This window comes from Geobacillus sp. WSUCF1 (genome assembly GCF_000422025.1).
Lineage (GTDB): Bacteria > Bacillota > Bacilli > Bacillales > Anoxybacillaceae > Geobacillus > Geobacillus zalihae.
This window is the reverse complement of record NZ_ATCO01000057.1, coordinates 1-20,493: the sequence shown is the minus strand read 5'-3', so window position 1 is coordinate 20,493 and position 20,493 is coordinate 1. Positions and strand designations below refer to the sequence as shown.

23 protein-coding genes and 2 pseudogenes are annotated in these 20,493 nt (G+C 55.1%); all 25 read left to right on the top strand.

Going from position 1 to position 20,493, the window contains the following annotated elements:
* The first annotated feature begins 36 nt into the window (after positions 1-36).
* Positions 37-261, top strand: a complete 225-nt coding sequence (locus I656_RS09800) for a flagellar FlbD family protein (RefSeq protein WP_014195456.1) — start codon at positions 37-39, stop codon at positions 259-261.
* On the top strand, positions 248-676 hold the full coding sequence (gene fliL / locus I656_RS09805; protein WP_011230729.1) for a flagellar basal body-associated protein FliL: 429 nt from the start codon (positions 248-250) through the stop codon (positions 674-676). The genes I656_RS09800 and fliL overlap by 14 nt, the downstream gene beginning before the upstream one ends.
* Before the next feature lie 28 nt (positions 677-704).
* The gene (gene fliM / locus I656_RS09810) at positions 705-1,709 is read left to right on the top strand and encodes a flagellar motor switch protein FliM (protein ID WP_011230730.1); all 1,005 of its coding nucleotides are present in this window, start codon (positions 705-707) and stop codon (positions 1,707-1,709) included.
* Positions 1,699-2,880 (top strand): flagellar motor switch phosphatase FliY, encoded by a 1,182-nt coding sequence (gene fliY / locus I656_RS09815; RefSeq protein ID WP_020754640.1) that lies wholly within the window; start codon positions 1,699-1,701, stop codon positions 2,878-2,880. The genes fliM and fliY overlap by 11 nt, the downstream gene beginning before the upstream one ends.
* Before the next feature lie 25 nt (positions 2,881-2,905).
* Positions 2,906-3,266: pseudogene (locus I656_RS0115255) on the top strand (response regulator).
* A 19-nt stretch (positions 3,267-3,285) separates the two neighbouring features.
* On the top strand, positions 3,286-3,942 hold the full coding sequence (gene fliZ, locus I656_RS09820) for a flagella biosynthesis regulatory protein FliZ (RefSeq protein WP_015374413.1): 657 nt from the start codon (positions 3,286-3,288) through the stop codon (positions 3,940-3,942).
* Positions 3,935-4,603 (top strand): flagellar type III secretion system pore protein FliP, encoded by a 669-nt coding sequence (gene fliP, locus I656_RS09825; protein WP_020754637.1) that lies wholly within the window; start codon positions 3,935-3,937, stop codon positions 4,601-4,603. The genes fliZ and fliP overlap by 8 nt, the downstream gene beginning before the upstream one ends.
* 15 nt (positions 4,604-4,618) lie before the next feature.
* The gene (gene fliQ, locus I656_RS09830) at positions 4,619-4,888 is read left to right on the top strand and encodes a flagellar biosynthesis protein FliQ (protein ID WP_011230735.1); all 270 of its coding nucleotides are present in this window, start codon (positions 4,619-4,621) and stop codon (positions 4,886-4,888) included.
* Between the two features lie 6 nt (positions 4,889-4,894).
* A complete protein-coding gene (fliR, locus tag I656_RS09835; protein WP_013523405.1) occupies positions 4,895-5,668 on the top strand; it encodes a flagellar biosynthetic protein FliR in 774 nt (257 codons plus the stop codon).
* 1 nt (position 5,669) lies between these two features.
* Positions 5,670-6,752, top strand: a complete 1,083-nt coding sequence (gene flhB, locus I656_RS09840) for a flagellar biosynthesis protein FlhB (RefSeq protein ID WP_013523406.1) — start codon at positions 5,670-5,672, stop codon at positions 6,750-6,752.
* A gap of 18 nt (positions 6,753-6,770) precedes the next feature.
* A complete protein-coding gene (gene flhA, locus I656_RS09845; protein WP_015374415.1) occupies positions 6,771-8,816 on the top strand; it encodes a flagellar biosynthesis protein FlhA in 2,046 nt (681 codons plus the stop codon).
* Positions 8,813-9,986 (top strand): annotated as a pseudogene (flhF, locus tag I656_RS09855) (flagellar biosynthesis protein FlhF). Before flhA ends, flhF begins: the two are co-directional and overlap by 4 nt.
* Complete coding sequence (locus I656_RS09860) at positions 9,980-10,846, top strand: MinD/ParA family protein (RefSeq protein ID WP_020754634.1); 867 nt, start codon at positions 9,980-9,982, stop codon at positions 10,844-10,846. The pseudogene flhF and the gene I656_RS09860 overlap by 7 nt, the downstream one beginning before the upstream one ends.
* A gap of 9 nt (positions 10,847-10,855) precedes the next feature.
* Positions 10,856-11,905 (top strand): chemotaxis response regulator protein-glutamate methylesterase, encoded by a 1,050-nt coding sequence (locus tag I656_RS09865; protein ID WP_015374418.1) that lies wholly within the window; start codon positions 10,856-10,858, stop codon positions 11,903-11,905.
* Between the two features lie 12 nt (positions 11,906-11,917).
* Positions 11,918-13,918 (top strand): chemotaxis protein CheA, encoded by a 2,001-nt coding sequence (locus tag I656_RS09870; RefSeq protein WP_015374419.1) that lies wholly within the window; start codon positions 11,918-11,920, stop codon positions 13,916-13,918.
* 83 nt (positions 13,919-14,001) lie between these two features.
* Positions 14,002-14,439 carry a chemotaxis protein CheW gene (locus I656_RS09875; protein ID WP_011230743.1) on the top strand — a complete coding sequence of 146 codons (438 nt, stop codon included), beginning with the start codon at positions 14,002-14,004 and terminating at the stop codon, positions 14,437-14,439.
* 22 nt (positions 14,440-14,461) lie between these two features.
* A complete protein-coding gene (locus tag I656_RS09880; protein ID WP_011230744.1) occupies positions 14,462-15,094 on the top strand; it encodes a chemotaxis protein CheC in 633 nt (210 codons plus the stop codon).
* Positions 15,091-15,588, top strand: coding sequence for a chemotaxis protein CheD (locus tag I656_RS09885; protein WP_011230745.1), 498 nt, complete (start codon positions 15,091-15,093; stop codon positions 15,586-15,588). The genes I656_RS09880 and I656_RS09885 overlap by 4 nt, the downstream gene beginning before the upstream one ends.
* A 38-nt stretch (positions 15,589-15,626) precedes the next feature.
* Positions 15,627-16,382 (top strand): FliA/WhiG family RNA polymerase sigma factor, encoded by a 756-nt coding sequence (locus tag I656_RS09890; protein WP_033005278.1) that lies wholly within the window; start codon positions 15,627-15,629, stop codon positions 16,380-16,382.
* Between the two features lie 16 nt (positions 16,383-16,398).
* Positions 16,399-16,644 (top strand): hypothetical protein, encoded by a 246-nt coding sequence (locus I656_RS09895; RefSeq protein WP_011230747.1) that lies wholly within the window; start codon positions 16,399-16,401, stop codon positions 16,642-16,644.
* A gap of 8 nt (positions 16,645-16,652) precedes the next feature.
* Complete coding sequence (locus tag I656_RS09900; protein ID WP_033005292.1) at positions 16,653-17,270, top strand: hypothetical protein; 618 nt, start codon at positions 16,653-16,655, stop codon at positions 17,268-17,270.
* Between the two features lie 162 nt (positions 17,271-17,432).
* Entirely contained in the window at positions 17,433-18,140 is a 708-nt protein-coding gene (gene rpsB, locus I656_RS09905; protein WP_013145737.1) for a 30S ribosomal protein S2, read from the top strand.
* Positions 18,141-18,297: 157 nt separating this feature from the next.
* Entirely contained in the window at positions 18,298-19,182 is an 885-nt protein-coding gene (gene tsf, locus I656_RS09910) for a translation elongation factor Ts (RefSeq protein ID WP_011230750.1), read from the top strand.
* 68 nt (positions 19,183-19,250) lie between these two features.
* Positions 19,251-19,973 (top strand): UMP kinase, encoded by a 723-nt coding sequence (gene pyrH, locus I656_RS09915; RefSeq protein ID WP_011230751.1) that lies wholly within the window; start codon positions 19,251-19,253, stop codon positions 19,971-19,973.
* 2 nt (positions 19,974-19,975) lie between these two features.
* Positions 19,976-20,493: ribosome recycling factor (gene frr / locus I656_RS09920; protein WP_020754627.1), on the top strand; the 518-nt coding region annotated here is incomplete at its 3' end.

Genomic DNA, 20,493 nt, shown 5'->3' with positions numbered 1-20,493 from the left:
GGTAGGGCGTGAGCGGCGTCTTGCGCCTGTTGCCCGATGATTTCGTTAACGAAGCTCAACGGCAAACGGTTTGTGCTCAATGCGTTGTACATCGAACAAATTGAAGCGTTTCCTGATACGACCGTGACGCTGACGAACGGAAAAAAATTCGTCGTTCGCGAAACGGTCGAGCAAGTGGCGGCGCGAGCGAGCGAATTTTACCAGCAGCTTGGTGTGTTTCGCTTACCGAAAGCAGGAGGATTGGACCGTGAAAGGGAATAAAGCAATCAAAACGATGATCATTGTGCTGGCGGTCATCGCTTTGGCTGGAACGGCGGCGCTTGTCGCGGTGATGAAGATGGGGCATGCGGAAAAACAAGGGGCGCCAAGCGCTGACGAACTGGCGGAACGATCGATCGACATTCCGGAAATGACCACCAATTTAGCAGACGGACGTTATATTAAAATCTCATTTAAAATTGAAACAGACAGCGATCAAGGAAAAGAAGAGGCGGAGAAACGCGATTTTCAGATGAAAGACGTGATCATCGAGCAACTTTCGCAGATGAAAGCGGCCGACTTTAAAGGAAAAGAAGGGCTGACGGCGCTGAAAGAGAGGCTGAAGCGCGAGATCAACGGATTGATGCAAGAAGGGAGAGTGGAGAACGTCTACATTACCTCTTTTATCCTCCAGTAGCCCTGTCATTGGAAGGGGGGAAGATGAAATGACGGCCGGGGAAGTATTGTCGCAAAGCGAAATTGACGCGTTGCTCGCGGCGCTTTCTGCAGGGGAGATGAGCGCGGAGGAGCTGAAAAAAGAGGAGGAAGGCCGACGCGTCAAAACGTATGATTTTCGGCGGGCGCTCCGGTTTTCCAAAGATCAAATCCGCAGCCTGACGCGCATTCATGAAAATTTCGCCCGTCTGCTGACAACGTTTTTTTCCGCCCAGCTGCGAACATATGTGCAAATTTCGGTCGCATCGGCCGACCAAATTCCATACGAAGAATTTGTCCGCTCCATCCCAAAAATGACGATCATCAATGTCTTTGAGGTGCCGCCGCTCGGCGGGCATGTCCTTTTGGAAGTCAACCCGAACATCGCTTACGCCATGCTTGACCGGGTGATGGGCGGGCGCGGCGTCGGGATGGATAAAGTGGAGCATTTGACGGAGATTGAAACACGCATCATGTCCAATTTGTTTGACAAGGCGTTTGTCCATTGGCGCGACGCTTGGGAATCGGTGGCGGAAGTCGACCCGCTCTTTGTCGATTTTGAAGTCAATCCGCAGTTTTTGCGCATGATTGCGCCGAACGACACCGTTGTCGTCATTTCGCTCAACACGCAAATCGGCGAAGCGCGCGGCATGATGAATGTGTGCATTCCGCATGTCGTCTTGGAGCCGATTATGCCGCGGCTGTCGGTGCATTACTGGATGCAGGCGCAAAAAAAGGAGCGTTCCCCCGAGGAAGCGAAACGGATCGAACAGCGCATCCGCGCGGCAAAATTGCCGATTATCGCTGAACTGGGAACGGCGGTCATCACGGTCAATGAATTTCTTCAACTCGAGGCCGGCGATGTCATTCAGCTCGAGCAGTCGATTCATGAGCCGCTCGTGGTCAAAATCGGCCATATTCCAAAGTTTATCGGCCAGCCGGGGAAGCGGAACAAAAAGCTGGCGGTGCAAATTTTAGCGATGATCGAGGGGGACGAAGACGACCATGATGAATGATGGAATGTTGTCGCAGGATGAAATTGATGCTTTGTTGCGCGGAATGGACAGCGACGGACCTATTCCGGCGCTTCATGATCTTCTCTCTCCGCTTGAGCAGGACGCCCTTGGGGAAATCGGCAATATTTCTTTCGGCAGTTCGGCCACTGCCCTGTCGATGTTATTGAACCAAAAGGTGGAAATTACGACGCCAAGCGTGTCCATTATCGAGCGCACAAGCGTCGCGGATGAATTTCCGCAGCCATATGTCGCCATCCAAGTCAACTATACGGAAGGGCTGCTCGGGACAAACTTGTTGGTCATTAAACAGCAAGACGCGGCGATTATCGCTGATTTAATGCTTGGCGGCGACGGAACGGCGGCCGATGGTCCGCTCGGAGAGATTCAGCTGAGCGCTGTTCAAGAAGCGATGAACCAAATGATGGGTTCAGCGGCGACGTCGATGTCGACCGTCTTTGGCAAGCGGGTTGATATTTCCCCGCCGACGCTCCATCTGCTTGATTTAGCGGAAGGAAAAGGGATGGAATATTTGCCGGACGAAGACTTTTTCATTAAAGTGTCATTTCGGCTCAAAATTGGCGAGTTGATCGACTCAAGCATTATGCAGCTGTTGCCGATCGATTTCGCGAAAGAATTGGTTGCCCAATTGCTCGGCTCGCCGCTTGAGGAGCCGGGGGCAGCGGAAGTGAGCCTTAAGTCGTCGGCGGACGACCGGCCGTTTCGCGAGCCGCAGCCTGTTCCAATTGACGTTCAGGCAAACGGCGGTGCGGCCGCTTCAGAAGCGGCGAGCCGCTCGACGGATGGACCGCCGGCTGGGCGGGCGGACAAGGAGAGGGAGGGTGCAGCCGCTCGGCATATTCAAACCGCCGATTTCGTCGAGTTCGATGCCCCGCCGCTTGCGGCAACGGAGGCGCGCAATTTGGAGCTGCTGTTTGATGTGCCGCTGCAGGTGACGGTTGAACTCGGGCGGACGAAGCGGTCGGTGCAGGAAATTTTGCAGCTGTCGACTGGATCGATCATTGAGCTCGATAAACTGGCCGGCGAACCGGTCGATGTGTTTGTCAACAACAAGCTGATCGCGAAAGGCGAGGTTGTCGTCATCGATGAAAATTTCGGCGTCCGCATCACGGACATCATCAGCCAAAGCGATCGGCTGACAAAGTTAAAATAAACAGGCGTTTGGGAGGTTAGGGGACATGGCAAGAGTGCTTGTCGTTGATGATGCGGCATTTATGCGCATGATGATTAAAGACATTTTGACGAAAAACGGACATGAAGTCGTCGCCGAAGCGGCCGATGGACGGCAGGCGATCGAGAAATACAAGGAAACGCGGCCCGATGTCGTGACAATGGATATTACGATGCCGGAGATGGATGGGATTGCGGCGCTCAAGGAAATTAAAAAAAATCGACAGCAATGCCAAAGTCATTATGTGCTCCGCGATGGGGCAGCAGGCAATGGTGATTGATGCCATTCAAGCCGGAGCGAAAGATTTTGTGGTCAAGCCGTTCCAAGCCGACCGCGTCATCGAAGCGATCAACAAAACGATCGGGTGAGCGATCAGAGGTGGAAACGATGGCAATTTGGCGCTGGGCGGCCGTTTTGCTGGCAGCAGCCATTGCTTTGGGGCCGACGCCGGCATCGGCCGCCCAAAGCCCCACGGTCGCCGACTGCCTGCAGCATCCCGATTCATGCGGGCCGTCAGCTCCTTCCGGGCAGCAGACAAACCAAACAGCGAATCAAGCCGCTGATGCGGTTTCCGCTTCCGATGTGCTTCGGCTCATCGGCGCGACCGCCTTTGTCCTCATTCTCCTTTATGCGGTGTTAAGGTGGATGTCCCGCCGTCAGTCGTTTGTTTCAAGCCAAAAGGGCGTCATCGAGCATCTCGGCGGGACGAGCGTCGGGACGAACCGCTCTGTACAGCTCATTAAAGTCGGCCGTCGGCTGCTCGTCATCGGTGTCGGTGATTCGATTCAGCTTCTGAAAGAAATTGAAGACGAACAAGAAATGAATGAACTGTTGGAGCAACATCGCGCACGGTTGGAGCGAATGGCGGAGTTGGGCCGGCTTGGCTCCTTCCTTCGAGGCGAGTGGACGGGGAAATCAAAGCGGAAAAACGGTTTGCCGCCGTCGTTTTCGGCGCTGTTGGCGGAGGAGATGAAGCAAATGGCCGAAAAGCGAAACGAGTGGCTCAATCGGTTGAAGAAGAAAGGGACGGCGGACGATGAGTGAATTTGTCCATATGTTTGATTCGATGGCTCCCGAGCACGTGTCGACAGCGGTGAAGCTTCTTCTGTTGCTCACCGTGTTGTCGATCGCACCCGGCATTCTCATTATGATGACATGTTTTACCCGCATCGTCATCGTTTTGTCGTTTGTGCGCACGGCGCTCGGCACGCAGCAGATGCCGCCGAACCAAGTGCTCGTCGGGCTCGCCTTGTTTTTAACGTTTTTCATTATGGCGCCGACTTGGAAAGACATCAACGATCAGGCATTGCAGCCGCTGTTTGCCGACAAAATTGACTTGGAGGAGGCGTATGAACGGGCGGCTGTTCCGCTGAAGCAGTTTATGAGCCAATACACCAGGCAGGAAGATTTGGCGCTGTTTTTATCATACAGCGGCGCCAAACAGCCGAAAACGGTCAACGACATCCCGATGACCGCGCTCGTGCCGGCGTTTGCCATCAGTGAGTTGAAAACGGCGTTTCAAATGGGCTTTATGATTTTTATTCCGTTTTTAGTCATCGACATGATCGTCGCCAGCGTCTTAATGTCGATGGGGATGATGATGCTGCCGCCCGTGATGATTTCGCTGCCGTTTAAAATTTTATTGTTTGTCCTTGTTGATGGCTGGCATTTGGTCGTCAAATCATTGTTGCAAAGTTTTCAATAAAGATAGGTGGCGTTTATGAGTGCCGATTTCATCATCCGCCTTGCTGAACAAGGCGTGTATATCGTGCTTGTCGTCTGCGGGCCGCTCTTGTTGTTGTCCCTTGCCGTCGGGCTTGTCGTCAGCATTTTCCAGGCGGCGACGCAAATTCAAGAGCAGACGCTCGCGTTTGTGCCGAAAATCGTCGCCGTCTTGCTTGGACTTGTGTTTTTTGGGCCGTGGATGCTCTCGAAAATGGTGTCGTACGCGCACGATATTTTCAACAATCTTGCTTCGTTTATAGGCTGATCGGCGATGGAACAAGCATGGACTTATTTTCCGGCGTTTTTGCTCGTCTTTGTCCGCGCCGCTTCGTTTTTCGCGGCGATGCCGTTGTTTTCCTATCGGACCGTGCCGGCTTCGTATAAAGCCGGATTGGCGTTTTTGTTCAGCTGGCTGTTGTTTTTGGCGATGCCCAAACCGGTGTTGGCGCTTGACGGTGTGTATGTATTGCTTGTCGTAAAAGAAGCGCTCGTCGGATTGGCGCTCGGGCTGCTGGCAGCGATCCTCATGGCGGCGATGCAAATCGCCGGCGGCTTGATCGATTTTCAAATCGGGTTTGCCATCGCCAACGTCATCGACCCGCAAACTGGAGCGCAAAGCCCGCTGCTTGGCGAATATCTTCATTTGCTCGCCCTGCTGCTTTTGCTCGCTCTCGATGGCCACCATTTGCTGCTTGACGGCATGTTTTACAGCTATCATTGGTTGCCGCTTGACCGCCTGCCGCACGTTGCTGACGGTCGGGCGGTGGAATACGCGGTGCGGGCGTTTGCTGCGATGTTCGCCGCCGCTTTCCAAATGGCGGCCCCGCTTGTCGGATCGCTCTTTTTAGTCGACGTGGCGCTTGGCATCATCGCCCGCGCGGTGCCGCAAATGAACATTTTTGCGGTCGGCTTTTCCGCCAAAACGGCAGCGGCGTTTTTGCTCCTGTTGGCGGGGATTGGGACGATATTGCTTGCGGCGCGCAGTGTATTTCACTTCATGTTTGCCTCGTTGCGCGAGTTGATGCGGCTGTTGGGGGGCGGATAAGATGGGCGAGTGGCGGCTCGATTTGCAATTTTTCGCTGGGGAAAAAACGGAAAAGGCGACGCCTCGCAAACGGCAAGAAGTGCGGGAAAAAGGACAGGTGGCCAAAAGCGGTGATGTCGTCTCCGCTTCCGTGTTGCTTGCTTCATTTCTTGCTTTGTCCTTGGCGGGGGCGTACGAGCGGGACGGTCTGCTGCGGTTGTTCGCCCGCGCCTTGTCCGATTCTGCCTCCCCTTCGTTGACGGTTGACTCGCTTCACCGGCTGTTTCTTGACTGGCTTTCCCATGCATCCTTGCTTTTGGCGCCGCTGTTCGCCGCCGCAGTGCTGGCGGCTGGGTTGGCCAACTTTTTGCAAATCGGCGCCTTGTTCACCGTTGAACCGTTAAAAATGGATGGGAACCGCCTCAATCCCGTGCAAGGAATGAAACGGCTGTTTTCGTTGCGCGCCTTGGTCGAGCTGTTGAAATCCGTGTTAAAAGCTGGAATCATCGGTGCGGTCGTGTTTGCGGCGCTGTTGGCCGAACGAAGCGAGCTTGCGGCGCTCGTTTCCAAGACGCCGGGTGAGGCTTTGACTGTCGTCGGCGGCTTGACGGTGAAAATGGGGCTGTACGCCGCGGGGGCGCTCTTGTTTTTAGCGCTGTTTGATTACTTGTATCAGCGGTTTGAATTTGAAAAAAGCATCCGCATGTCCAAACAGGACATTAAAGATGAATACAAAAAGACGGAAGGCGATCCACTCATCAAATCGCGCATCAAGCAAAAACAGCGTGAGATGGCGATGAGGCGGATGATGCAGGAAGTGCCGAACGCGGATGTCGTCATTACCAACCCGACGCATTACGCCGTTGCCCTCAAGTATGAAGACGGCAAGATGGAAGCGCCAGTCGTCGTCGCGAAAGGGGCGGATTATATGGCGTTGAAAATCAAGGAAGTGGCGAAAACCCATGGCGTCGTGACGGTCGAAAATCGCCCGCTTGCGCAGGCGCTCTACCGCCAGACGGAAGTCGGCGACATGATTCCAGAGGCGTTTTTTAAGGCAGTGGCGGAAATTTTGGCGTACGTCTATCGGCTCAAAGGAAACGTGTAGCAACAAGGAGAGAAAACCATGCAAGCGCAAATCAAAGATTTATCCGTATTGTTTCTTGTCGTGCTCATCGTCGCCATGCTCGTCATCCCGCTGCAGACATGGCTGTTGAGCGTCTTGATCATCATCAATATTTCCCTTGCCTTGCTTGTATTGCTGACGGCGATGAACACGAAAGAGCCGCTTGAGTTTTCCATTTTTCCGTCATTGCTTTTAGTGCTGACGCTGTTTCGGCTCGGGCTGAATGTGTCAACCACCCGCTCGATTTTAAGCAAAGGGGAGGCGGGCGGCGTCGTTGAAACGTTCGGAACGTTCGTCGTTGGCGGCGATGTTGTCGTTGGGTTTGTCGTGTTTTTGATTTTGGTCATCATCCAGTTTGTTGTCATCACCAAAGGGGCGGAGCGCGTCTCGGAAGTGGCGGCCCGCTTTACGCTCGATGCGATGCCCGGCAAACAGATGAGCATTGACGCCGATTTGAACGCCGGCATGATTTCGGAGCAAGAAGCCCGAAAGCGGCGGGAAAAAGTGGCGCAAGAAGCCGACTTTTACGGAGCGATGGACGGGGCAAGCAAATTTGTGAAAGGCGACGCCATCGCCGGCATCATTATCGTCGTCATCAACATGTTGTTTGGCATGGTGATCGGCGTTGTGGAGAAAGGAATGGATATAGGGGAGGCGGCAAAGCGCTACACGCTTTTGACGGTCGGCGACGGCATCGTCAGCCAAATTCCGGCGCTGTTGATTTCCACGGCGACCGGCATCATCGTCACCCGGGCGGCGTCGGACAGCAACTTGAGCGGCGATATTATGCGCCAGCTGTTCGCGTTTCCGAAAATGTTGTACGTCACGGCAGGAACGATTTTCCTGCTCGGCTTGTTTACGCCGATCAACGACTTGTTGACGATGCCGATTGCCGGGCTGCTGGCGCTTGGCGGCTACCGATTTATCGAGCGGCAAAAGCAAGAAGAAGCGGCATTGGCCGCTCCGGAAGAGGAGGCGGCGGCCGCCGACGAATTGAAAAGCCCGGAAAGCGTCATCCAACTGCTGCATATTGATCCGATTGAATTTGAGTTCGGCTATGCGCTCATTCCGCTCGCTGATGCCAATCAAGGCGGGGATTTGCTTGACCGGATCGTCATGATTCGCCGTCAGCTCGCGCTCGAGCTTGGCATTGTCATCCCGGTTGTGCGCATTCGCGACAACATCCAGTTGCAGCCGAATGAATACCGGATCAAAGTGAAAGGAGAGGAAGTGGCGCGCGGCGAGCTGCTGCTTGACCATTATTTGGCGATGAGCCCCGGAGTTGACGATGATTCGATTGATGGCATTGACACCATCGAGCCGGCGTTTGGTCTGCCGGCGAAATGGATTTCCGAGACCGTCAAAGACCGGGCGGAAATGCTTGGCTATACAGTCGTCGACCCGCCATCGGTCGTCTCGACACACTTAACGGAGGTGCTGAAAGCCCATGCCCACGAACTGCTGGGGCGTCAGGAAACAAAACAGCTGATCGATCATTTAAAAGAATCGTATCCGGTGCTTGTCGACGATGTGACGCCGAATCCGTTGTCTGTCGGCGACGTGCAAAAAGTGCTCGCCAAGCTGCTGAAAGAGAAAGTGTCGATCCGCAACTTGCCGCTCATTTTTGAGGCGCTTGCCGATTTTGCCCGCCTGACCAGCGACACCGATTTGTTGACGGAATACGTCCGCCAAGCGTTGGCGCGGCAAATCACCTCGCAGTACGCCGTGCCGGGCGAGCCGCTGCGCGTCATTACGCTGTCGGGCAGGGCGGAAAAAACGATCGCCGACGCCGTGCAGCAAACCGAACACGGCCGCTATTTGGCGCTCGAGCCGGCGCGGGCGCAGGCATTTGTGGAAGCGGTCGCCGCGGCGCTTGAACGCTATCCGTTCGCCGGCCAGACGCCGATTTTGCTCTGCTCCCCGGCGGTGCGCATGTACGTCCGACAGCTGACCGAGCGCCATTTTCCGACTGTTCCGGTGCTGTCGTACAACGAGCTTGAAACGGATGTCGAAGTTCAAAGCGTGGGGATGGTGGAAATCGAATGAAAGTGAAAAAATTTGTCGCCCCGTCCATGAACGAAGCGATGAAAATGGTTCGCGCCGAACTTGGCCGCGACGCCGTCATTTTGCACTCGAAAGTCGTGCAGACCGGCGGATTTTTCGGTCTGTTTGCGAAAAAAAAAGATCGAAGTGTTGGCCGGCGTTGATCCGGATCCACTGCCGCTGCGTCAGCCGGATGCCGCCGCGTCTTTGACGCGTCAGCCGGATGCCGCCGCGTCTTTGACGCGTCAGCTGAGTGCTGCTGCGTCCTTTGCCCCTTTGCCGGCGGCCGAGCGGGAGGAAGACGGCTCGCTTGCCCGTGAGATCGAGGAAGTCAAGGCGCTCATCCGTCAGTTCAACGCCCGCTCGTCTTCGCTTTTGTATCCTCCACCGCTTGCGGAAGCGGAACGGCGCCTCGTTCGGCAAGGGATGGCGGATGTGTACGTCCGCCAAGTGATGGATCGCCTGCTTGAACGGTGGTATGCCGACAAAGACGGCCGGTCGCCCGCTGCGGTCTCCGCCTGGACGAAAGAAGCGGTGCGCGATCTATTGTCGACGCTTCCGTTTGTCAAAACGGCGGAGCAAAAAAAGTATATGATTTTGCTTGGTCCGACCGGGGTTGGAAAAACGACGACGCTCGCCAAAATGGCAGGGCGCGCCGTCCTCGAGCAAGGGAAAAAAGTCGGGTTCATCACGGCCGACACGTACCGGATCGCCGCCATCGACCAACTGAAGACGTATGCCGACATTTTGCACGCTCCGTTGGAAGTATGCTACAATGCCGACGATTTTCGGACGGCGAAGCGGAAATTGGCCGGCTGCGATCTCGTGTTCGTCGATACGGCTGGCCGCAACTTCCGCAATCCGCAATACGTGGATGAACTGCAGCAAACGCTCGAGTTTGACAGCGAAACGGAAACGTTTCTTGTATTCGCCGCCACGGGAAAGTATGACGATATGAAAACGATTTACAACCACTTTTCCCACCTGCCGATCGATCGGCTGATCGTGACGAAGCTCGATGAGACGGACTCGTTTGGAACGATCGTCAATGTGTTGCTTGACAGCCGGCTTGCCGCCGCCTATTTCACGAACGGGCAAAATGTGCCGGACGACATGGTGGAAGCGTCCGCAGACCGGCTCGTTCATCTGCTGTTTGGGGCGGAGCGATGGTGAGCGATCAAGCAGAACGGCTGCGCTATGAGCTGGGCCGCCGGCTGACGCCGGCGGCGGGGCCGCGGACCATCGCGGTGACGAGCGGGAAAGGCGGAGTCGGCAAGTCAAACCTTTCGCTCAATTTTTCGCTGTCGCTCTCGAAGCTCGGGTTTCGCGTCTTGCTGCTTGATATGGACATCGGCATGGGCAACATCGACATTTTGCTCGGCCAGTCGTCGCCATTGACGCTTTCGGATTGGTTTTCCGCGCGGTTGCCGCTTTCCGAGCTGGTAAAAAGCGGACCGGAGCATCTATCGTATATTGCTGGGGGGACGGGCGCCGCGCAATGGTTGAGTGTCGATCGATCCGCTATCGACTATTTGTTGGCCGAGCTGCAGACGGTGGCGTCGCGATATGATTATCTCATTTTCGATATGGGGGCGGGTGCCTCAGAAGAACGATTGTATTTTTTAAAGTCCGTCGACGATGTGTTTATTGTCACGACGCCGGAGCCGACCGCGATGATGGATGCGTACGCCATGATGAAATATATGCACACCGCCGGCAGCGAGGCTCCGTTTTCCGTCATCGTCAACCGCGCCGGCAGCGAGCGGGAAGGATATGGCGTCTTTTCGCGCCTGCAGCATGCCGCCAGTCGGTTTTTCCATAAAGACATCGCCTTGCTTGGCGTCGTTCCTGAAGACCGGACTGTGGCGCGCTGTGTCGTCCGGCAAACGCCGTTTGTTCTCTTTGATCCGGCGGCGAAGGCGAGCCGGGCAGTGCGTCAAATGGCGTGCCGCTATGCGGCGGGAGGAGAAAAAGAGCCGGAGCGGGCTCCCCGCTTTTTTGCGAAGCTGCGTCAACTTTTGCTAGAAAGGTAGAGACGGAACATGAAGACGATCAAGGTGCTTGTCGTCGATGACTCGGCGTTTATGCGCAAATGGATCAGTGATTTTTTGTCCGAGCATCCGCGCCTCGAAGTCATCGGAACAGCTCGCAACGGCCGGGAGGCGCTCGAGAAAATCGCTGCCCTAAGGCCGGATGTCGTGACGCTTGATGTGGAAATGCCGGTCATGAACGGGCTCGAAACGTTGCAGCGCATCATGCGGGATCATCCCGTGCCGGTCGTCATGGTGTCAAGCACGACGACCGAAGGGGCGGAAAACACGATCGCCGCCATGCAGTACGGGGCGGTCGACTTTGTCGCCAAGCCGTCCGGACCGATTTCGCTCGATTTGTACAAAGTGAAAGACGAGCTGATTGGCAAAGTGCTGCACGCGAGCGAAGCGAACGTGGCTGCCTTGACTGCTCCGCGCCGCCAACGTCCGTCTTGGCGCCCATCGTTCAAAGCGGCGGCGCGCCCGCAACAGGCCATCGTTGCGATCGGCACTTCCACCGGCGGCCCGCGCGCGCTCGAGACGGTGCTGACGCAGCTTCCGCCCGATCTAGCCGCTCCGGTCGTCGCTGTCCAGCATATGCCCAAAGGGTTTACGGCGTCGCTCGCCAATCGGCTTGATGCGCTTGCCGCGATCACGGTCAAGGAGGCGGAAGACGGGGAAGTGCTGCAAAATGGCACCGCCTATATCGCGCCAGGCGGCGTCCATCTCATCGTTCGTGAAGAAGGCGGCGCGCTTAAAGCCCGTTTCGACGAATCGCCGCCGCGCGCCGGCCATCGTCCGGCTGTTGACGTATTATTTGAGTCGCTTGCTGCCATTCGCCGCTGTCGGAAAATCGCGGTGATTATGACCGGCATGGGAAGCGACGGAACAGTAGGGTTGAAAATCCTGAAGGAAAGCGGGAACACAAAAGCGATCGCGGAAGCGCGCGAGACAGCCGTTGTCTTTGGGATGCCAAGAGCGGCGATCGAGGCTGGCGTCGTTGATGTCATCGCACCGCTTGACAGCATCGCCGCTGCCATCGTCCAATCGATCGGGGAGTGAGGGGGAAACGGCATGGACATGAGCCAATATTTGGATTTATTTATTGATGAAAGCAAAGAGCATTTGCAGGCGATCAACGAGCGGCTGTTGGAACTTGAAAAAACGCCGGAGGACATGTCTGTGGTGAATGATATTTTCCGTTCGGCCCATACGTTGAAAGGCATGTCCGCCACGATGGGGTTTGAAGATTTGGCCAATTTGACGCACCAAATGGAAAACGTGCTCGATGGCATACGCAATCGGCGGCTTTCCGTTACCCCGGAATTGCTTGACGTCATTTTTGAGGCCGTCGACCATTTGGAGGCGATGATCAGTTCCATCGCTGCAGGCGGCGACGGAACGCGCGATGTAAGGAGAACAGTCGAACAGCTGAAACGAATCGAGCAAGGGGAGATGCCCAACAAGCAGGCAGCAAGGGAAGAACCGCCCCTTGAACATGCGTATGGGGAATTTGAATACCATGTGCTCGAGCAGGCGAAGGAGCAGGGATTTTCCGTCTACGAAATCCGCGTTCGGCTTCGCGATGACTGCTTGTTGAAAGCAGCGCGCGTCTATATGGTGTTTGAACAGCTGAATGAAGTCGGAGAAATTGTGAAAGCAACGCCGCCGGTCGAGATGCTGGAGGAAGAACAGTTTGACCGGGAGTTTCTCGTTACGGTCGTATCCAAAGCGCCAGCCGATGAGTTGCAAAAGCGGCTGATGGGCATTTCGGAAATTGATGACGTCAAGGTGTCTAGGCTATCGAGCGATGAACCGTCGGCAGAAAGTGAGAAAGCGGCTGCGCCCCAACAACCGGCCGCTATGGAGCAGGCCGCGGCCGTTCAAGCCGAAGCAGAGGCGCCGGAAAAACAAACAGTAAAACAGGCGACGAAAACGATCCGCGTCAACATTGAACGGCTCGATCGGTTGATGAACTTATTTGAAGAATTGGTTGTTGATCGCGGTCGGCTTGAGCAAATTTCCCGCGAGCTGAACCATGCCGAATTGACGGAAACGGTCGAGCGGATGTCTCGCATCTCGAGCGATTTGCAGACGATCATTTTAAATATGCGCATGGTGCCGGTCGAAACGGTGTTCAACCGCTTTCCGCGCATGGTGCGCCAACTCGCCCGCGAGCTCGGCAAAAAGGTGCGTCTTGACATCATCGGCGCGGATACCGAGCTTGACCGGACGGTGATCGATGAAATCGGCGACCCGCTTGTCCATTTGATCCGCAATGCGCTCGACCACGGCATCGAAGCGCCGGACGTCCGGGCGGCGCGCGGAAAGCCAGAAGAAGGGATCATTCAATTGCGAGCGTACCATAGCGGCAACCATGTCTTTATTGAAATCGAAGATGACGGCGCCGGCATTTCCCGGGAGAAGGTGCTGCAAAAGGCGAAAAGCCGCGGCATTGTCTCGCCGCAGGCGGCGGAGCATTTGAACGATCAGCAAATTTACGAGCTTATTTTCGCTCCCGGCTTTTCGACCGCTGAAAAAGTTTCGGACATTTCCGGCCGCGGCGTCGGTTTGGATGTCGTCAAAAGCACGATTGAATCGCTCGGCGGCACCGTTTCGGTCGATTCGCAGCCTGGAAAAGGGTCGCTCTTTTCCATTCAGCTGCCGCTCACATTGTCGATCATTTCGGTGTTGCTCGTTCAAATCGCTGAGGAAACGTACGCGATTCCGCTGTCATCGATCATTGAGACGGCGCTGGTGAAAAAAGAAGAGATTTTTTCCGCCCACAACCAGCCGGTCATCGATTTTCGCGGCAAAATTGTGCCGCTCGTCCGCCTGAAAGACGTCTTTGCTGTTCCCGGAGCGGCCGATGACGGAGATGCGGTGGCGGTCGTGATCGTCCGGAAAGGGGAAAAACTGGCGGCGCTGGCGGTCGACTCGTTTATCGGGCAGCAAGAAGTCGTGTTGAAATCGCTAGGAAACTATTTATCTTCGGTTTTCGCCATCTCGGGGGCGACGATTTTGGGAGACGGCCGAGTGGCGCTGATTATCGACTGCAACGCGCTCGTGAAGTAGGAGATGGCCGTGTCGGTGCGGGGGCGCCTATGGCGTTGATCTGCCGTTTTCAGTGGCATGTCGAAAAAAAGGGGGAGGATTGGATGACGGCCAGCGTGCAAGCAGACTGGAAAGTGATTGCGTTTCGCCTGAAAGAAGAAGAATATGCTCTGCCGGTGCAGCATGTCCGTTCCATCGAGAAAATGCAGCCGATCACGCGCGTGCCGGGGACGGCCCATTATGTAAAAGGGGTCATCAACTTGCGCGGTGTTGTGACGCCGATCATCGATTTGCGCGAGCGGTTCGGGTTTGCCCCCGAACCATATGGGGAACAGACGCGGATCATTATCGTTGCTCTTGAGGATATGGAAGTTGGGCTCATCGTCGATGCCGCGAATGATGTCCTTGATCTGCCGGCGGAAAGCATCGAACCGCCGCCAGAGGCAATTGGCTCCGTTGAGGCAAGTTACATCGACGGCGTGGCGAAAGTGGAGAATCGGCTCCTCATTTTGCTCGATTTGGCGAAAGTGCTCGACCGATAACCTGTAGAGAGGAGCATTGACCTTGGACGATATTCGCAACTTGACGGGGATGCATATTGACATTTTGCGCGAAATCGGCAACATTGGCGCCGGCAACGCGGCGACGGCTTTGTCGACGTTGCTAAACAAAAAAATTGAAATGGCGGTGCCGCGCGTTCAAATTGCGACGTTTGCCGAAATGATGGAATCAATCGGTGGACCGGAACAAGTAGTGGCGTGCGTCTATTTGCGCATCGAAGGAGAAGCGCCGGGAAACATGTTTTTCGTGCTGCCGCCGGAACAGGCTGAGCGGTTTGTCCGCCGGATGATTGGCGATGACTCATTTTCGTTTCAAGGAGAAGCCCATGAGCTTGGCTGCTCGGCGCTTCAGGAGCTCGGCAATATTTTAGCCGGTTCGTATTTGTCGGCATTGGCTGACTTTACGCGGCTCAACTTGCACCCGTCCGTGCCGGCATTGGCCATCGACATGATTGGAGCTGTGCTGTCGTTCGGATTGCTTGAGCTGTCGCGTGTTGGCGATTACGCCATTTTGATTGACACTGCCATTTACGATGAACGGCGCCCGGACGAAAGCATCAACGGCCATTTCTTTCTTCTACCTGACCCCGAGTCGTTTTCCACCATCTTTCGAGCGTTAGGTGTGGATGGTCTATGAGCACAGCGCAGGCTGTCAAAATCGGCATTGCGGAAATGGAGGTCGTCATAGCGCCGAATGTCATCCGCACGTGCGGGCTTGGGTCGTGCGTCGGTGTCGTCATTTACGATGCAGGCAAGGCGGTTGCCGGCATGGCGCATGTCATGCTTCCGCATTCCTCGATGGCGCGCGGCGGAGTCATCAATGCGGCCAAATACGCTGATACGGCGGTCGAGGCGCTCGTTCAGCTTGTCATTGCCGCTGGCGGGCGGAAAGGGATGCTGAAAGCGAAGCTGGCCGGCGGGGCGCAAATGTTTTCGTTTTCGACAGTTGGCGGCGATATGATGCGCATTGGCGCGCGCAATGTGGAGGAAGTGAAAAAGCAGCTCGAGCGGCTTCACATTCCGGTCGTCGCCGAAGATGTCGGGGGCCATAGCGGCCGCACGATCGAATTTAATCCGCAGACGGGCGTGCTCTCCATCCGCACCGCCGCTCAAGAAATCAAGGAAATATGACCGGGATGCGCCGTTTCCGCAAGGCAAGGGGGAGAATAATGGGAAGCGCGCTAAAAGGAGAAGAACGGAAATACTGGGATGAATGGATCAATGGCCGCGACCGTCACGCGGCCGAGGAGCTGGTGCAGCGCTATATGCCGCTTGTTTTCTACCACGTGCAGCGGCTTTCGGCGACGCTGCCGAGCTCCGTGCCGAAGGATGAGCTCGTCAGCCTTGGACTCGTCGGCTTATACGATGCGTTGGAGAAATTTGACCCATCGCGTGATTTGAAGTTCGACACGTACGCCTCGTTCCGCATCCGCGGCGCCATCTTAGACGGTTTGCGCAAAGAAGACTGGCTGCCGCGCAGCATGCGCGATAAGGCAAAAAAAATTGAGGAAGCGATCGAGCGGCTTGAACAGCGGCACATGCGATCGGTGACGGCGAAAGAGATCGCCGCTGAGCTCGGGATGACGGAAGAGGAAGTGCAGGCGGCGGCGAGTGAAACGTTTTTTTCCCATTGGCTGCCGCTCGGGCAGACGACCGTCGACGAAGATGAAGGACTGCTTTCGGTTCGCGACGACCGCGCTCCGCTTCCCGAGGAGCAAATCGTTAAGCAGGAAATGATCGAAAAGCTGGCTGAAGCCATCGGACAGCTGAATGAAAAAGAGCAGCTCGTCATCAGTTTGTTTTATAAAGAGGAGCTGACGTTTACAGAAATCGGGAGCCTTTTGCATTTGTCGACATCAAGAATTTCGCAAATTCATGCGAAAGCGCTTTGGAAACTGCGCCGCTTTTTTGAAAAAGAGCCATGAGGGGAGAGAAAAAGCGATGGACATCCAGCTTCCAGCGTTGCAAAGCGTCATGCCGAAAGCGCCCGACGCGGAAAGGCTTCAAGCTTCGACGCAACAACACTCCTATGCAGTGCAGGCGCAAATGGCAACTGCCGGCCAAAAGCGGGCGGAGCGTGCGCGCCGTCGGGTGACGGATAAACGAACGAGCGCCCGTCTTGAGCAGGAGGCGTCCCGTTTTGGAGGACACCCTTATAAAGGAAAAACGATCGACATTCAAGGATAGTGAACATCATGATGGCATTTTGGCTAACGATCAGTTTGCTGCTGCACGCCTTGTCGTTTTGGTTGATCATTGTGCTTTTCCTTCGCCTGTCGCGGCTTGGCGAGGCGGAGAGGCGGGCCGAGGAGCTCGAGGAAGCCATGACCGCTTATCTCGCTGCCTGGAAGGAAGAAAACGAGCGCTTTTTGGCTGAACTTGACTCGTTGCTTGGCAGCGGAGCGGCTCCATTCGTTTCTGCACCGGAAACGAACGATGCGCCCAGTGGGCAACGGGGCGCGAACGGGAAAGAGACGGCGTCCATGCCGGGGGCAGGAGGCGGTGAAATCGGAGCGGGGTTCGAAAAGCGAACAGCGGAAGCAAAAAAGGGGGAAAACGAGCCGGCGGAGCGGGGAGAAACCGAAAAACGCGCCAAAACAAGCCGTCCAAGCGCCGCTCCGGGCTATTTCCCAGACATCGAAGCGGTCAAGGATGTGCTCGAACTTTCACACGCCCGACCGGCCGACGCGAGTGAGCTTGCTCGCCGCCTATATGCGGAAGGAGAGACAGTCGAGGAAATTGCCAAACAGCTCGGCAAAGGGAAAACGGAAGTCGAGCTATGGCTCAAATTTGCGCAAAAAACGAATCAATAGGCGAATAACAGCTTGATTTGCCGCTTGCAGTTGTGATATATTTTTTCATGGTGTGAATACACACGCCTGGTGATTTCAGCAACGGTGCTGGCAACGCCAGTCTTGCTGAAAGATGAGGCAGGCGGAGGACCAAAAACCACTAAGGAAACAGGAGGAGCATACATGTCGGTTATTTCGATGAAACAACTGCTTGAAGCTGGCGTCCACTTTGGACATCAGACGCGCCGTTGGAATCCGAAGATGAAAAAATACATTTTCACGGAGCGCAACGGCATCTATATCATCGACTTGCAAAAAACGGTGAAAAAAGTCGAGGAAGCCTACAACTTCGTTCGCGAATTGGCGGCGAATGGCGGCAAAATTTTGTTCGTCGGCACGAAAAAACAAGCGCAAGAGTCGGTGAAGGAAGAAGCGGAACGCTGCGGCATGTTTTATGTCAACCAACGCTGGCTCGGCGGCACGCTGACGAACTTCGCTACGATCCAAAAGCGGATCAAACGGCTGCGTGAAATTGAAAAAATGGAAGAAGATGGAATATTTGACGTTCTGCCGAAAAAAGAAGTCATTCGCTTGAAAAAAGAAAAAGAGCGTCTTGAGAAGTTTTTGGGCGGCATCAAAGACATGAAAGAGCTGCCGGATGCGTTGTTTGTCATTGACCCGCGCAAAGAGCGGATCGCGGTGGCGGAAGCGCGCAAGCTGAACATCCCGATCATCGGCATCGTCGACACGAACTGCGATCCGGATGAAATTGACTATGTCATTCCGGCCAACGACGACGCCATCCGCGCTGTTAAGCTGTTGACTTCGAAAATCGCCGACGCCGTGCTTGAGGCGAAACAAGGCGAAGAAGCGGCCGTCGCAGCAGAGTAACGATGCACAAGAAAGGTGATAAGAGGGGAAAGCCTTTTATCACCTTTTTTTGAGACAGAAATGAGCAACTTTTGGCTATACTAACGAATAAGGGCAAAACGGGAAGCCGCTGCCGGCACCGATACATATACGGGACAATGAGAAGGAGGATTTTTTTATGGCGATTACAGCACAAATGGTGAAAGAACTGCGCGAAAAAACAGGCGCAGGCATGATGGACTGCAAAAAGGCGCTCACCGAAACAAATGGTGACATGGAGAAAGCGATCGACTGGCTGCGCGAAAAAGGAATTGCCAAAGCGGCGAAAAAAGCGGACCGCATCGCGGCCGAAGGGATGGCGTACATTGCGGTGGAAGGCAATACCGCCGTCATTTTGGAAGTGAACTCGGAAACGGACTTCGTTGCGAAAAACGAAGCATTCCAAACGCTTGTCAAAGAGCTGGCCGCCCACTTGCTGAAACAAAAGCCGGCTTCGCTTGATGAAGCGCTCGGTCAAACGATGGACAACGGCTCGACCGTCCAAGACTACATCAACGAAGCGATCGCCAAAATTGGTGAAAAAATTACGCTTCGCCGCTTTGCCGTCGTCAATAAAGCGGACGGCGAAACGTTCGGTGCGTACTTGCACATGGGCGGGCGCATCGGCGTATTAACGTTATTAGCCGGCAATGCGAGCGAAGACGTCGCCAAAGATGTCGCCATGCACATTGCCGCACTTCATCCGAAATACGTCTCGCGCGACGACGTGCCGCAGGAAGAGATTGCGCATGAGCGTGAAGTGTTGAAGCAGCAAGCCTTAAACGAAGGCAAGCCGGAGAAAATCGTTGAAAAAATGGTCGAAGGCCGGCTGAACAAGTTTTACGAAGACGTCTGCCTGCTCGAGCAAGCGTTCGTGAAAAACCCGGATGTGACGGTGCGCCAATACGTCGAATCGAACGGAGCAACAGTCAAGCAGTTCATCCGTTACGAAGTCGGCGAAGGGCTCGAAAAACGCCAAGACAATTTTGCAGAAGAAGTCATGAGCCAAGTCAGAAAACAATGACGGACCGCAACAGGGAACACGCGCGTGTTCCCTGTTTTTCAAAGTGATTCGCATCATGGAGGTTGGACATGGAACAGCCAAAATACAAACGCGTCGTGTTAAAGTTGAGCGGGGAAGCGCTCGCTGGAAAGCAAGGGTTTGGCATTCAACCGGCGGTCATTCAGTCGATCGCCAAACAAGTGAAAGAAGTTGTTGAACTGGGCGTCGAGGTCGCCATCGTCGTCGGCGGCGGCAACATTTGGCGTGGAAAAACGGGAAGCGAAATGGGCATGGACCGGGCGACGGCTGATTACATGGGCATGTTGGCGACGGTGATGAACGCCCTCGCTTTGCAGGACAGCCTTGAGCAGCTCGGCGTGGAAACGCGGGTGCAAACATCGATTGAAATGCGGCAAGTGGCCGAACCGTACATTCGCCGCCGGGCGATTCGCCATCTTGAGAAAAAACGAGTTGTCATTTTCGCCGCCGGCACAGGCAACCCGTACTTTTCGACCGATACGACCGCGGCCTTAAGGGCGGCGGAAATCGAGGCGGACGTCATTTTAATGGCGAAAAACAACGTCGATGGCGTCTACAGCGCCGACCCGAACGTCGACGCCAATGCGGTCAAATACGATGAGCTGTCGTACTTGGACGTCATTAAGCAAGGGCTCGGCGTCATGGATTCGACTGCTTCCTCGCTTTGCATGGACAACAACATTCCGCTCATCGTCTTCTCGATTATGGAAGAAGGCAATATTAAACGCGCTGTGTTAGGTGAAAACATCGGAACGATCGTAAGGGGGAAATAATGATGGCAAAGCAAGTGATCCAACAGGCGAAAGAAAAGATGGATAAAGCGGTGCAAGCGTTCACCCGCGAGCTGGCAAGCATTCGCGCCGGACGGGCGAACGCAGGGCTGCTTGAGAAAGTAACCGTTGACTATTACGGCGTGCCGACGCCAATCAACCAACTGGCCTCCATCAGCGTGCCGGAAGCGCGGCTGCTTGTCATTCAGCCGTACGACAAATCGGCCATTAAAGAAATGGAAAAAGCGATTTTAGCATCGGATTTAGGGCTGACGCCATCGAATGATGGATCCGTCATTCGTCTTGTCATTCCGCCGCTCACCGAGGAACGGCGCCGCGAGCTCGCGAAGCTTGTCAAAAAGTATTCAGAAGACGCGAAAGTCGCGGTGCGCAACATCCGCCGCGATGCGAACGATGAATTGAAAAAGCTCGAGAAAAACGGCGAGATTACGGAAGATGAGCTCCGCAGCTACACGGACGAAGTGCAAAAGCTGACCGATGACCACATCGCCAAAATTGACGC